The organism is Brevundimonas sp. Root1423, assembly GCF_001426805.1.
Genome location: NZ_LMFL01000023.1, coordinates 649,252 through 661,806 on the forward strand (window position 1 = coordinate 649,252; position 12,555 = coordinate 661,806).

At 64.6% G+C, this 12,555-nt stretch carries 13 protein-coding genes and 1 pseudogene; 12 read left to right on the forward strand and 2 right to left on the reverse strand.

The features are described 5' to 3' along the window. The first annotated feature begins 45 nt into the window (after positions 1-45). Genes ASD25_RS16495 through truA form a run of 4 tightly spaced genes read left to right on the forward strand, consistent with a single transcriptional unit; the run spans position 46 to position 2,554 of the window. Positions 46-636, forward strand: coding sequence for a peptide deformylase (locus ASD25_RS16495; protein WP_056618987.1), 591 nt, complete (start codon positions 46-48; stop codon positions 634-636). Continuing rightward, positions 636-863, forward strand: coding sequence for a hypothetical protein (locus tag ASD25_RS16500; protein WP_056618988.1), 228 nt, complete (start codon positions 636-638; stop codon positions 861-863). Before ASD25_RS16495 ends, ASD25_RS16500 begins: the two co-directional genes overlap by 1 nt. A 27-nt stretch (positions 864-890) precedes the next feature. After that, positions 891-1,817, forward strand: a complete 927-nt coding sequence (gene fmt / locus ASD25_RS16505; RefSeq protein ID WP_056618991.1) for a methionyl-tRNA formyltransferase — start codon at positions 891-893, stop codon at positions 1,815-1,817. Continuing rightward, on the forward strand, positions 1,817-2,554 hold the full coding sequence (gene truA, locus ASD25_RS16510) for a tRNA pseudouridine(38-40) synthase TruA (protein ID WP_056618994.1): 738 nt from the start codon (positions 1,817-1,819) through the stop codon (positions 2,552-2,554). Before fmt ends, truA begins: the two co-directional genes overlap by 1 nt. Positions 2,555-2,610: 56 nt before the next feature. Here the strand turns inward: truA and ASD25_RS16515 are convergent, their stop codons facing one another. Next, complete coding sequence (locus ASD25_RS16515; RefSeq protein ID WP_056618997.1) at positions 2,611-2,748, reverse strand: entericidin A/B family lipoprotein; 138 nt, start codon at positions 2,746-2,748, stop codon at positions 2,611-2,613. A 98-nt stretch (positions 2,749-2,846) separates the two neighbouring features. On the opposite strand from ASD25_RS16515, the gene ASD25_RS16520 reads away from it, so the two are divergent. The 8 genes and pseudogenes from ASD25_RS16520 (at position 2,847) to ASD25_RS29550 (ending at position 12,216) form a co-directional block, all read left to right on the forward strand. Continuing rightward, positions 2,847-4,505, forward strand: coding sequence for a thiamine pyrophosphate-dependent enzyme (locus ASD25_RS16520; protein WP_056618999.1), 1,659 nt, complete (start codon positions 2,847-2,849; stop codon positions 4,503-4,505). A gap of 11 nt (positions 4,506-4,516) precedes the next feature. After that, positions 4,517-4,948 (forward strand): hypothetical protein, encoded by a 432-nt coding sequence (locus tag ASD25_RS16525; RefSeq protein WP_056619002.1) that lies wholly within the window; start codon positions 4,517-4,519, stop codon positions 4,946-4,948. Positions 4,949-5,007: 59 nt separating this feature from the next. Then, positions 5,008-7,837 (forward strand): annotated as a pseudogene (polA, locus tag ASD25_RS16530) (DNA polymerase I). A gap of 304 nt (positions 7,838-8,141) precedes the next feature. Further along, positions 8,142-9,299 carry an SIR2 family protein gene (locus ASD25_RS29545; protein WP_235562771.1) on the forward strand — a complete coding sequence of 386 codons (1,158 nt, stop codon included), beginning with the start codon at positions 8,142-8,144 and terminating at the stop codon, positions 9,297-9,299. A gap of 50 nt (positions 9,300-9,349) precedes the next feature. Continuing rightward, positions 9,350-9,817 carry a TIR domain-containing protein gene (locus ASD25_RS16535; RefSeq protein ID WP_056619005.1) on the forward strand — a complete coding sequence of 156 codons (468 nt, stop codon included), beginning with the start codon at positions 9,350-9,352 and terminating at the stop codon, positions 9,815-9,817. Further along, complete coding sequence (locus ASD25_RS16540) at positions 9,817-10,449, forward strand: hypothetical protein (protein ID WP_056619007.1); 633 nt, start codon at positions 9,817-9,819, stop codon at positions 10,447-10,449. The genes ASD25_RS16535 and ASD25_RS16540 overlap by 1 nt, the downstream gene beginning before the upstream one ends. Further along, a complete protein-coding gene (locus ASD25_RS16545) occupies positions 10,422-11,579 on the forward strand; it encodes a nucleoside triphosphate pyrophosphohydrolase family protein (RefSeq protein WP_235562759.1) in 1,158 nt (385 codons plus the stop codon). Before ASD25_RS16540 ends, ASD25_RS16545 begins: the two co-directional genes overlap by 28 nt. Next, positions 11,572-12,216: a uracil-DNA glycosylase gene (locus tag ASD25_RS29550; protein ID WP_082572474.1), complete on the forward strand. Its 645-nt coding sequence runs from the start codon at positions 11,572-11,574 to the stop codon at positions 12,214-12,216. Before ASD25_RS16545 ends, ASD25_RS29550 begins: the two co-directional genes overlap by 8 nt. A gap of 14 nt (positions 12,217-12,230) precedes the next feature. On the opposite strand, the gene ASD25_RS16550 is transcribed toward ASD25_RS29550, so the two are convergent. Then, positions 12,231-12,467 (reverse strand): hypothetical protein, encoded by a 237-nt coding sequence (locus tag ASD25_RS16550; RefSeq protein WP_056619014.1) that lies wholly within the window; start codon positions 12,465-12,467, stop codon positions 12,231-12,233. Positions 12,468-12,555: the final 88 nt, after the last annotated feature.

The following is a 12,555-nucleotide window of genomic DNA, read 5'->3' on the forward strand; positions in this document are numbered from 1 at the left end:
CTCGGAAATCTTGATCTTTCGGCCTGCCCGGCCTATCTCGCGGGCATGTCCGTACGCCGCATCCTCACCATCGACAACGCCGCCGACCTGGCCGTGCTGAAACAGGTTTCCACCCCCGTCGAAGGGCCGGTGACCGACGACCTGCGCCGTCTGATGGATGACATGCTGGAGACCATGTACGACGCGCCCGGCATCGGCCTGGCCGCCGTCCAGATCGGCGACACCCGCCGCGTCATCGTCATGGACCTGGGCGACAAGGACGGCGCGGCCTGTGACGTCGACCCCTCCGAAATGAGCGACGAGGACCGGGCGAAGTGGGAGGCGGAGCGCAAGAACCCGCGCTTCTTCATCAATCCCGAAATCCTGTGGACCTCGGACGAGACCATTCCCTACGAGGAAGGCTGCCTGTCGATCCCCGAGTATTTCGACTCGGTCGAACGGCCGGCCCGGGCCCGCATCCGCTACCTGAACTACACGGGCGAGACCGTCGAGGAAGAGTGCGAGGGCCTGTACGCCGTCTGCATCCAGCACGAGATGGATCACCTGAACGGCGTGCTGTTCATCGACCACCTGTCCCGGCTGAAGCGCGACCGCGCCGTCGCCAAGGTCAAGAAGAACGCAAGGCTGGCCGCCTGATGGCCCGGCTCAAGCGCTCTCGCGACCGCATCATCGATCCGTCCGGCCGTCGTCGCCTGACGCGCAACGAAAAGGTCGGGGTGGCCAGTCTCGCGACCCTGATCGGCGTCGCCGCCATGGGCGTGATCGCCGGGGTGATCCTGGATCGGCTGCTCGATTTCGACGACGCGCTGGACGCGGGCGGCGAATGGGACGAGGGCGGCGGCGTCTCGACCCGCTGGCAGTAAGCGGCCCCAACCTCTAAAGCCGGTCCCATGCGCCTCGCCTTCATGGGTACCCCCGATTTCGCCGTGCCGTCGCTGGCCGAACTCATCGCCTCGGGCCATGAGGTCGCCGCGGTATATTCGCAGCCGCCCCGGCCGAAGGGACGCGGCCAGAAGCTGACGCCCTCGCCGGTCCACGCCTTCGCCGAGACCATGGGCCTGCCGGTGTTCACCCCGGAGTCGATGAAATCGGCCGAGGCGATCGAAACCTTCCACAGCCTTGAGGTCGACGCCGCCTGCGTGGTCGCCTACGGCCAGATCCTGAAACGCGAGGTGCTGGAGGCGCCGCGCCTCGGGTGCTTCAACCTGCACGGCTCCCTGCTGCCGCGCTGGCGAGGTGCGGCGCCGATCCAGCGGGCGATCATGGCCGGCGACCGTCAGACCGGCGTCCAGATCATGCGCATGTCCGAGGGTCTGGACGAGGGCGCCATCCTGCTGTCCGAGGTGCTGGACATCCGCCCTGACGACACAGCGGCGACCCTGTCCGAACGCATGTCGCACACCGGCGCCAGCCTGTGGCCCCGGGCCCTCGCCGCCATCGAGCGCGGTCAGGTCGAGGGGACCGAACAGGCCGGCGATCCCACCTATGCGAAGAAGATCACACCGGCCGAGGCGCGCATCGACTGGACCCGCCCGGCCGCCGAAATCGACGCCCACATCCGCGGCCTGTCGCCCTTCCCCGGCGCGTGGTTCGAAGTGGAGAGCACGGAGGGTCCCGTGCGGATCAAGGCGCTGATGTCGCGGCTGTCGCTGCGCGGATCCGGCGCGCCGGGCGAGGTGCTGGACGGCGACCTGCGGATCGCCACGGGCGACGGCGTGGTAAGGCTGTTGCGGGTGCAGCGGGCCGGCAAGGCGGCCCAGACGCCAGATGAAATGCTGCGCGGCTTTCCCCTGCCCGCCGGAACCCGGCTGGCCTGATGCCCCGCTACCGGCTGACGCTTGAATACGACGGCTCGGGCTACAACGGCTTTCAGGCCCAGCCGGAACAGCCTACTGTGCAGGGCGCCATCGAGACAGCGATCACCGCCTTCTGCGGCCAGACGGTGCGGATCGCGGCCGCCGGCCGAACGGACACCGGGGTTCACGCCACCGGTCAGGTCATCAGCTTCGATCTGGACAAGGCCTGGCCCGCGCGCACCGTCATGAACGCCATGAACGCCCATCTGGTCGGCGAGGCGGTATCGGTGCTGGACTGCGAGCCGGTGGATGATGAGTGGCACGCCCGTTTCTCGGCGACGGGGCGGCGCTATCATTACCGCATCCTCAGCCGGTCCGGGCCGCCGGCGCTGGATCAGGGCCGGGTCTGGCATATCCGCAAACCACTGGACGCAGACGCCATGCACGCCGCGGCGCAGTCGCTGGTCGGGCTGCACGACTTCACCACTTTCCGCGATGTGAACTGCCAGTCGAAGTCGCCGGAGAAGACGCTGGACGTCGCCCGCGTGACCCGCAGCGGCGAGGAGGTGCATCTGGTGTTCGAGGCGCGCAGCTTCCTGCATCGGCAGGTTCGCTCGATGACCGGCACCCTGGCGGAAGTGGGTCAGGGCCGTTGGGCCGTGGAGGATGTGGCCACGGCGCTGGCGGCGCGTGACCGCGCGGCCTGCGGGCCGGTGGCGCCGTCGAACGGCCTGTATCTGACCGGAGTCGTCTACTGATGTGAAAAGGCCCGCCGGAGACCGGCGGGCCCTTCATTCGACGGGTGGCGAAAGCCTTAGTTCTTGGCGTCTTCCGCTGTCGCGGTGACGGCGCGGCCGGTGGCCGAAACGTCACGACCGGCGCCGGCGACGGTGTTGCAGGCCGAGACGGCCAGCGCGGCGGCGACGAGGGTCAGGGCGACGATCTTTTTCATGGGTCTTCCTCGGGGGCAGTGTGAACCTTCACCGTAAACGCGGGCGTGGCCGCCGGGTTGCATAGCCAGGCCGGGGGTCGATCTGCTAACCGCAGGACATGACCCAGCCCGCGAACACCGCCGCCCGCCGCCTCGTCGAAACCCTCGTCATGAACGGGATCGACCGCGTCTTCTGCGTGCCCGGCGAAAGCTATCTGGCCGTGCTGGATGCGCTGGCCGACGTGCGCGAAAGGATTCAGGTCATCGCCTGCCGGCATGAGGCGGGCGCCGCCAATATGGCCGAGGCCTACGGCAAGCTGACCGGCAGGCCCGGCGTCTGCATGGTCACGCGCGGACCGGGCGCGACCCACGCCTCGATCGGCGTGCATACGGCGCATCAGGACTCCACGCCGATGATCCTGTTCGTCGGCCAGATCGCCCTGACTGACCGCGGCCGCGGCGCCTTCCAGGAGGTCGACTACCGCGAGGTCTTCGGCGGACTGGCCAAATGGGCGACCGAGATCGAAAGCCCCGAACGCACCGTCGAAGTCGTCGAGCGCGCCTTCGCCACCGCGCTTCAGGGCCGGATGGGCCCCGTGGTCATCGCCCTGCCCGAGGATATCCTGCACGAGGACGGCGGCCCGGCCCCGATCCGGCCCGTGACGCCCGCGAAGGCGGCGCTCGACCCCGCCTTCGTCGAACAGGTGCGCGCGAAACTGGCGAAGGCCGAACGCCCCCTGCTGGTGCTGGGCGGCTCAGGCTGGACCGTCGCGGCCGCCGCCGCCATCGGCGACTGGGCCGAGCGGATCGGCCTGCCGGTCAGCCTGTCGTTCCGGCGCAAGGACCTGCTGTCCAACGACCGCTCCAACTACGCCGGCGATCTCGGCCTCGGCTGCAATCCGAAGCTGACGGCGCGAGCAAAAGCCGCCGACCTGATCATCGCCATCGGGGCCCGGCTGGGGGAGAACCCGACGCAGGGCTACACCCTGTTCGACCGCGCGCGGACGGCGGATGCGCTGATCCACATTCACCCGGGCCCCGAGGAACTGGGCCGCGTATGGACCCCGCTGCTCAGCGCGGCTGCGGACAATTCTCTGGCCGCCCTCGCCCTCGCGGCGACCGATCCGGGCCGGACCTGGCATGACGAGGCCGCCGCCGCCCACGCCGACTATCAGGCCTTCTCGACCCCCGTGCCGGTGACGGGCGACGTGAACATGAGCGAGTGCATGGCCCATCTCGGCGAGATCCTGCCGCCGACCGCCATCGTCACAAACGGCGCGGGCAATTTCGCCGCCTGGCTGCACCGCTTCTATCGCCACCGCGCCTGCCGCACCCAGTTGGCCCCGACCTCGGGCGCCATGGGCTACGGCTACCCCGCAGCCATCGCCGCCAAGAGCGTCCATCCGGAACACGACGTCATCTGCATCGCCGGGGACGGCGACTACCTGATGACCGGGCAGGAGATCGCCACCGCAGTCCAGTACGGGATCAACGTCGTCGTCGTCGTCGTCGACAACGGAACCTACGGCACCATCCGCATGCACCAGGAGACCCACTATCCGGGCGCCCAGCGGACCATCGCCACGGACCTGAAGAACCCCGACTTCGTCAAATACGCCGAGGCGTTCGGCGCCTTCGGCGTGCGCTGCGAACGGACGGAGGACTTCCCCGCCGCGCTTGAAGCCGCCCGGAACGCAGGCCGCCCCGCCCTCGTTCACCTGATCACTTCGGCCGAGGATATCGCACCCAACCGCACCATCACCGGCCTTCGTTCCTGACAGGAGCCCGCATGCGATTCGTTCCCGCCCTGACCGCCGCCGCCCTGCTGACCGCCTGCGCCACGTCGATGGAGCCCCTGCCCTCGCCGCCGGGTCCGATCGCCGACAACGGCAACGACTGCGCCGTCATCGCTGCGGTGGCGAAGGAGCATTTCCGGTTCGGCCCCGACAATCCGCCGCCGCCGGTCCGCTTCCTCGGCGACTACGAGCCGAGGTGCAACTGGAGCCGCTACGGTCTCGCCTTTACCCCCTATGACCGGAACGGGCCTGACGGCGGCCGACGCTGGGTCAGTTTTGAGCAGCCTCGCTATGACGGTCAGGGCGCACTGATCAAGGTCGGGATCATGCACGGACGCCTGGCCGGCCAGGGCTCGGAATGCCGCGTCCGATCCGGCTTCGCCGGCTGGACCGTAAGCGAATGCCAGGCGACCTGGGTCAGCTGACCGCCGAATCCTGATGCGGCGGCGGTGACGGGCGCGCGTCGCCCGCCTATGTTCGCCGCATGACCGATACAGCGCCCGAAACCACAGACCGCCCGCTCACCCAGGACGGCCCCGCCCTGCGGCTGTGGATGATCGACGCCTCGGCCTACATCTTCCGCGCCTACCACGCCCTGCCGCCCCTGACGCGCAAGTCCGACGGCCTGCCGGTGGGCGCGATCCAGGGCTACTGCAACATGCTGTGGAAGCTGCTGCAGGACATGAAGGGCGCTGACGGCCCCACCCATCTGGTGGCCATCTTCGACCACTCCGAGAAGACCTTCCGCAACGACCTGTACGACCAGTACAAGGCCAACCGCTCGGCTCCGCCCGAGGACCTGATCCCGCAATTCCCGCTGGTGCGTGAGGCAACCGCCGCCTTCGGCGTCGCCTGTCTGGAGCTGCCCGGCTACGAGGCCGACGACCTGATCGCCACCTACGCCTGCAAGGCGCGGGATGCGGGCGGCGAGGCGGTGATCGTCTCCTCCGACAAGGACCTGATGCAGCTTATCGGCGGCGGCGTCGTCATGTGGGATCCGATGAAGGACCGACGGCTGGAAGAAGACGCCGTCATGGAGAAGTTCGGCGTCCTGCCCGAGAAGATGGTCGACCTTCAGGCCCTGATCGGCGACAGCGTCGACAACGTCCCGGGCGCCCCCGGCATCGGCCCCAAGACCGCCGCCCAGCTGCTGGACGAATACGGCGACCTCGACACCCTCCTCGAACGCGCCGGCGAGATCAAACAGCCGAAACGCCGCGAGACCCTGATCAATTTCCGCGACCAGATCCTGCTCAGCCGCGAGCTGGTGCGCCTGACCTGCGACGCCCCGGCGCCCGAGCCGATCGACGACTTCGTGGTCCGCCACCCCGACCCGGAAAAGCTGGGCGAGTTCCTCGACCGGATGGAGTTCCGCAGCCTTCGCAACCGCGTCGGCGACGGCAAGGCCCCGGCCAAGGACGGCACCGCCTTCGTCGTCCGCCCGAAAGTCCCCAGCGCCCCTGTCGCCACGCCCCGCTACGGCCAGGTCGCGACCGGCCCGGCGGAACCGCAGAAGATCGACGTCGAGGGCTATCACTGCATCCAGACCCTCGAGGAACTGGACGTCTGGATCGCAAAGGCGACCGAGGCCGGGGTCGTCGGCTTCGACACGGAAACGGACGCGCTCAGCGCCACCCACGCCGGGCTGTGCGGTGTGTCGCTCGCCATCGGGCCGAACGAGGCCTGCTATGTGCCGCTGACGCATGAGCATGAGCCGGCGGCCAATGCGGGCGGGCTGGATTTCGGGGGGGAGCAGGAGCAGCGCGAACCCCTGAACCAGATCGACAAACCCACCGCCCTCGCCCGCCTCAAGGTGCTGCTGGAGAACCCCGGCGTTCTCAAGGTGATGCAGAACGGCAAGTACGATATCGCGGTGATGGCGCAGCGGGGCATCCGCATCGCCCCGATCGACGACACCATGCTGATCTCCTACGTGCTGGAAGGCGGACTGCACGGTCACGGGATGGACGAGCTGGCGCGGCTGCACCTCGGCCACGACCCGATCCCGTTCAAGAAGGTGGCCGGGACCGGCAAGGCCCAGAAATCCTTCAAACACGTCGAGCTGAAACCGGCCACCTGCTACGCCGCCGAAGACGCCGACGTGACCCTGCGCCTGTGGCGTATTCTCAAGCCGCGCTTGGCCGAGGAGAAGCTGACCACCGTCTATGAGACGCTGGAGCGCGGCATGCCCGCGGTGCTGGCCGACATGGAGCGGGCCGGCATCCGCGTCGACCCCGACCGCCTCAAACGCCTCTCATCCGAGTTCGGCATGCGCATGGCCGAGCTGGAGGCCCAGGCCCACCAGATGGCCGGCCGCCCGTTCAACATCGGCAGCCCCAGACAGATCGGCGACATCCTGTTCGGCGAGATGAACCTGACCGGCGGCAAGAAGACCGCCTCGGGCCAGTGGGAAACCGGCGCCGCCACCCTCGAAACCCTGGCCCTGACCCACGACCTGCCGCGCGTCCTGCTGGACTGGCGGCAGCTGTCCAAACTCAAGGGCACCTACACCGACGCCCTGATCGAGGCCGCCGACAAGGCCACCGACCGCGTCCACACCAGCTACCAGCTGGCCGCCGCCACCACCGGCCGCCTGGCCAGCAGCGACCCCAATCTGCAGAACATCCCGATCCGCACCCCCCGGCCATGTCCTGATCAGCGCCGACTACAGCCAGATCGAACTGCGCCTGCTGGCCCACATCGGCGACATCCCCGAGCTGAAGCGCGCCTTCGCCGCCGGCATCGACATCCACACCGCCACGGCCTCGGAGATGTTCGGCGTCCCCGTCGACCAGATGGACCCCGAGACCCGCCGCCGCGCCAAGGCGATCAATTTCGGCATCGTCTACGGCATCTCGGCCTTCGGCCTGGCCAACCAGCTGAACATCGACCAGGGCGAGGCCGGGGCCTACATCAAGACCTATTTCGAGCGCTTCCCCGGCATCCGCGCGGGCATGGTCTCGACCGTCTTCGGCCGCCGCATCCACATTCCCGCCATCCACTCAAAGTCGGGGGCCGAGCGCCAGTTCGGCGAACGCGCCGCCATCAACGCCCCCATCCAGGGCGCCGCGGCCGACATCATCCGCCGCGCCATGATCCGCATGCCGGGCGCCCTTGCCGAGGCCGGGCTATCAACCCGGATGCTGCTGCAGGTCCACGACGAACTGGTCTTCGAGGCCCCCGAAGCCGAGGCCGAACGCGCCATCGCGGTGATCAAGCGGACCATGGAGGGCGCGGCGGAACCGGCCGTGGCGCTGACCGTGCCGCTGGTGGTGGATGCGCGGGCGGCGGGGAACTGGGACGAGGCGCACTGAGGGGGGCGAAAAGTTGGCTAGTGCAGGCGAGAAACGATTCCTTTCTGAGTACGCCGCCGCGCTCGGCGACGATCAGGCTGCCCTGTTTGTGGGTGCTGGTGTGTCGCAAGCGGCGGGATATCCCAGTTGGCGAGACTTACTTGCGGATATAGGCGAAGAGCTGAGCGTTCGGTCCAAAGACATTCAGGATTTGGCCGCGCTCGCCCAATGGAGCATTCAAGAGTCGGGGAGCCGGAATCGGGTTCGAGACGTAATTCGACGTGAAATCGGGCCCAATCGCCCCCTGACTGCAACGAACCGTATCTTGGCGCGGCTTCCCACACGTTCTTATTGGACGACCAACTACGACAAGCTCATCGAGCGCTCGTTCGATGAAATCAGCCGCCCCTACGATGTCATTTCCTCTGCTGCCGACCTGTCGACCCGGGCGTCACCAGGGGCTGCTCGTATTTTCAAGATGCACGGAACCGTCGACCAACTGGCTGACGTTGTGATTTCGACTGACGACTATGAATTGTTTCGAAAAAGCCGAGGTCCGTTTTTGCCTCTGCTTCAGGCTCAAATGACCAGCATGTCGATGCTGTTCGTCGGGATGAGCCTTACGGACCCAAACGTCAAACACGTGTTGGCGCTGATCAGAGAGAGTTTTTCGGACAACCCGCCGGATCACTTCGCATTAGTCAAACCGCCTCAAGCTTCCGATTTTGACGACACAGCCGAATTCGCAAGCAGGCTACGGCAGCATGAGCTTTGGGCACGCGATCTTAGACGATATGGTCTTACCGCCGTCGAGGTAGACGACTACGCGGACATTCCGAACCTTCTGAATGCCCTCGAACGTCAGGTTGCACGACAGCGCGTTTGGATCAGCGGTAGCTGGCCTGTTGAAAATTTCGGCGACGATGGGTCGAAGGCCTACGCCGTTGCGCGCGGTATCGGCGAAGCGATGGGCCGCTCTGGGCTGAAACTGATCCACGGTCTGGGACTAGTGGTCGGCTCCGCAGCCCTAACCGGTTTCCTTGAAGCCCTCCAGGAATCAGGAGGTTGGGACCTTGATCGCCGTCTAATCACTAGGCCTTTCCCTCAGCCTCCGGGAGAGGATCAGCCAGATCGCCAAAAATGGACAGCTCTTCGAAAAGAGCTCGCTCGTCTGGCCGGTGTTGCCGTGTTCATCGGCGGCGTGAAGTTTTCTGATGGACGAGCAACGATCGCGGAGGGCGTTCGAGAAGAATATCGCCTTGCTAAAGCCGCCGGCGCATATCTGTTGCCTATCGGTGCGACTGGTGGAGCCGCCGCGAAGATTTTTGACGAGTTAATCGGCTCGGACATTCCTTCGAGAGGGAAAGCTGCCCAGCGGCCCTCCAACGAAGACCTGAAGGCCTTGGCAAATGCGGACGCATCTCACTCTGAGTTGATCGGGCGCGCTGTAACGCTCATCCGAAAGGCGACACAGGCGGGTTAATCTGCTAAGCTTAAGCGCGAATCTCAGGGCGGTTAAACTGCGGGGCGAGCATGGCGGACAAGCGCAACGTTTTCATTAGTCACGTCCACGAGGACGATGCGGGACTGGGAAAACTAAAATCCCTGCTCGCTGGGCAAGGTATGGAGGTGCGCGACTCTTCGATCCATACTGGAAAGTTCAACAACGCCAGCGACCCAAACTATATCAAGAGCGGCATTCTCGGGCCCGCCATCAACTGGGCCGGAGTTCTACTCGTCTACGTTTCTCCCAACACCAAGAACAGCGATTGGGTCAACTGGGAGATCGAGTACGCGGCCAAAATGGACAAGCGCATCGTCGGTGTGTGGGAGCACGGGGAGCGCGATTGTGATCTGCCCTCAGCTCTACATGAACACGCCGATGCTGTTGTGGGCTGGAACGGCGCGTCTGTCGTAGATGCGATCAACGGCAAAGACGTTTGGGAGAAGCCCGACGGTGGTCCCTGCGAACCTGTTCCGTTGAAGCGTCATCCCTGCTGATGCCCTCGATCCATTCGTACGTTGTCCGATATGACAGCGGATTCGCACCCAACCCGTTCTACGGTTGGTGCACACTAGCAACCTGCAAACCTGCGATCAGGAAAAGCGCAGCTATCGGTGATTGGATCGTAGGCAGCGGCAGCGCCGACCGGACGGTCAACCTAGGCGGACACTTGGTTCACGCAATGCGCGTGACCGACACCCTGACATTTGACGACTACAACGCCGATCCGCGGTTCGAGAAAAAGAAGCCGTACCGATACGGAAGTAGAAAGCAAAGTTGCGGCGACAACATCTACTTTCGAGAAACGCTCGATTCGCCTTGGCAGCAACGGGACTCCTTTCATTCCCGGGCTGATGGCACGTTGAGCGCTGAACACGTCGACCGGGACACAGGCGTGAACCGCGTGCTGGTCAGCGATCACTATGTATACTTCGGCGGAGAGGGTCCGGTTATTCCGAATGACCTCGTTGATGAGAGCGGGCGCTCCTTGGCCAAGCATGGCATCGGGCAATCGCGATTTGACGACGCCAACCTCGTCGACCGCCTAGATGATTGGGTGAAGAGCCTTGGTGGCATGGGCCTCCAAGGAATGCCGCATGAGTGGCTGACACTAAGGGGCCGCCCATGATGTTACCTGGTTCGGTTTCCATCTCGGATTATAGCTCCCTAGTTGAACCGACAGACATTCTTGCCGCCGACCTCCCGCCAGTGCTGCAGGGCCTTTTTGGCGAGGTTGGCGGGATCATGTCGGCGGCGAAAAAGCTTGTTCGTGAGGGGCCTGCTTTTCCCGGATACCTGAAAGCCGCCGAAGAAGAATTTGGAGACGCGCTTTGGTATCTTGCGGCGCTGTGCCGAAGGATGGGGCTTCTATTAGAAGATGTTTTGAGGGAAGCATCTGGCGGAGATGGGTTCACACCTATTGGTGTAGCGAGCGATTTGAGCGGGGGCGGCTTCGCCGATGTTCGCGCAGCATCATCCAGCCGTCATTTTGACAGCGCTCTTTTCGACCTCGCCGGCACCGCTGGCTCGCTGATGTCGGATACTCCCAGCAGAGATGCGGTGGTGCAATTCGCCCGCGCCTATTTGCAATGCATTGGCATAGCGAAATTGAGTTTCGCTCGGGTAGCGACAGCGAATGTTACGAAAACTAGGGGTGCATTTTTGGAGCCAGACGAGGCCACGCTTCCAGATTTCGACGCATCTTTCCGGGTTGAAGAACAGCTTCCTCGTGAATTTGCTATCCGGGTTAGCCAGCGACACGGCTCTCGCAGTTATCTGCAATGGAACGGCGTCTTCATTGGTGATCCGTTGACGGACAATATCGTCGATAATGACGGCTATAGATTCCACGACGTCTTTCATTTCGCCAACGCCGCGATCTTGCACTGGTCACCGGTGATGCGCGCGATCATCCGTCACAAACGGAAAAGCGATCCGTTAGTCGACGAAAATCAGGATAGCGGGCGCGCGATCGTGGTCGAAGAGGGCGTCTCAGCCTGGCTGTTTAGTCGAGCGAAGGAGCTAAATTTTTTTGAAGGGCAAACGCGCGTTTCCTTGGGCCTGACCAAGACGATTGGAGAATTCGTTCAAGGGTATGAGGTCCAAGCCTGCCCACTGAAGCTCTGGGAAAAGGCAATCTTGGAGGGCTATCGCGTATTCCGAGAGCTAAAGGTAAACGACGGCGGCTGGGTCGTCGGAAATCGGACAACCAGATCTATCGAGTATCAGCCTTTGGATTGGTCGCCTTCCGATGCATGAGTTCGTTGCCGCCCTTCAAACCACCCGCCTGCAAAATTGCTTCAATCCCTACGCAGATTGCTGTTCCGTCCACGACCTCCCGGATGCGCCGATGGTTCGCGCAAACATGCTGTCGGATGTGATCCAGCGAGCCGAAGAGCGCAGTGTGGATGCGATCTGGATTGGGCGTGATCTGGGTTATCGGGGGGGGCGTCGGACCGGCCTTGCCCTGACTGACGACGTGCATTTCAATCGCCATCTCTCACGTTGGGAGGTTGCTTCGAAGCGACCAACAGCGGGTCCTCCCGTAGCCGAGCGAACGGCTTCTATTGTTTGGGAACTGCTCGACGCCATTCCCGAAAACGTATTCCTATGGAACGTTTTCCCGCTGCATCCGCACGACGACGACGAGCCATTCTCGAACCGGCAGCACAGTCGCAAGGAGCGGAAGGTCGGCGAAGAAATCCTCAGTTACCTTATCGACGTCCTACAACCATCCCGCATTGTGGCCGTGGGCAACGACGCTTCTGAAGTCGCGAAACGTCATTCTAGTGAGCGTTCGTCGGTCAGCGTTCGTCACCCGAGCTATGGCGGACAGACAATCTTCCGGCAGCAAATCCGAGATCTCTATTCGATAGAGCACGGAACCTTGATCTGATCGACGGCAGCCTCTCACGTCGTCGCCACATCCCCGCTTGCCCCATGCAGGTCCGGAACGGACCGGTCGCGCGACCCCGACCACCCCAGCGCCCGCAGCTCGATCCGCGCCGCCTGTTGCAGGACGGAGCCGGGGGAGAGGCGCTCGATCTCGGACAGGAGGCTGCCGATGCCGGCGCGGCCGTCGGCGCTGGTCAGGTCGAGGCCCTGGAGGACGGCGAGGAGGCGGGTGGTCGGGTCTTCGGGCGTCATGGCTGGGGCTCTCTGGCTGGAGGGATGTGAAGACCGACCCGGGGAGAGGGAAAGCATTGTGGCGGGGGACTCGCAACGGGAATGTTGC

Bases quoted from the DNA above. Each gene is read 5' to 3' on its own strand.
- ASD25_RS16495 (WP_056618987.1), top strand. From the start codon at position 46: ATGTCCGTACGCCGCATCCTCACCATCGACAACGCCGCCGACCTGGCC.
- ASD25_RS16500 (WP_056618988.1), top strand. From the start codon at position 636: ATGGCCCGGCTCAAGCGCTCTCGCGACCGCATCATCGATCCGTCCGGC.
- fmt (WP_056618991.1), top strand. From the start codon at position 891: ATGCGCCTCGCCTTCATGGGTACCCCCGATTTCGCCGTGCCGTCGCTG.
- truA (WP_056618994.1), top strand. From the start codon at position 1,817: ATGCCCCGCTACCGGCTGACGCTTGAATACGACGGCTCGGGCTACAAC.
- ASD25_RS16515 (WP_056618997.1), bottom strand. From the start codon at position 2,748: ATGAAAAAGATCGTCGCCCTGACCCTCGTCGCCGCCGCGCTGGCCGTC.
- ASD25_RS16520 (WP_056618999.1), top strand. From the start codon at position 2,847: ATGACCCAGCCCGCGAACACCGCCGCCCGCCGCCTCGTCGAAACCCTC.
- ASD25_RS16525 (WP_056619002.1), top strand. From the start codon at position 4,517: ATGCGATTCGTTCCCGCCCTGACCGCCGCCGCCCTGCTGACCGCCTGC.
- ASD25_RS16535 (WP_056619005.1), top strand. From the start codon at position 9,350: ATGGCGGACAAGCGCAACGTTTTCATTAGTCACGTCCACGAGGACGAT.
- ASD25_RS16540 (WP_056619007.1), top strand. From the start codon at position 9,817: ATGCCCTCGATCCATTCGTACGTTGTCCGATATGACAGCGGATTCGCA.
- ASD25_RS29550 (WP_082572474.1), top strand. From the start codon at position 11,572: ATGCATGAGTTCGTTGCCGCCCTTCAAACCACCCGCCTGCAAAATTGC.
- ASD25_RS16550 (WP_056619014.1), bottom strand. From the start codon at position 12,467: ATGACGCCCGAAGACCCGACCACCCGCCTCCTCGCCGTCCTCCAGGGC.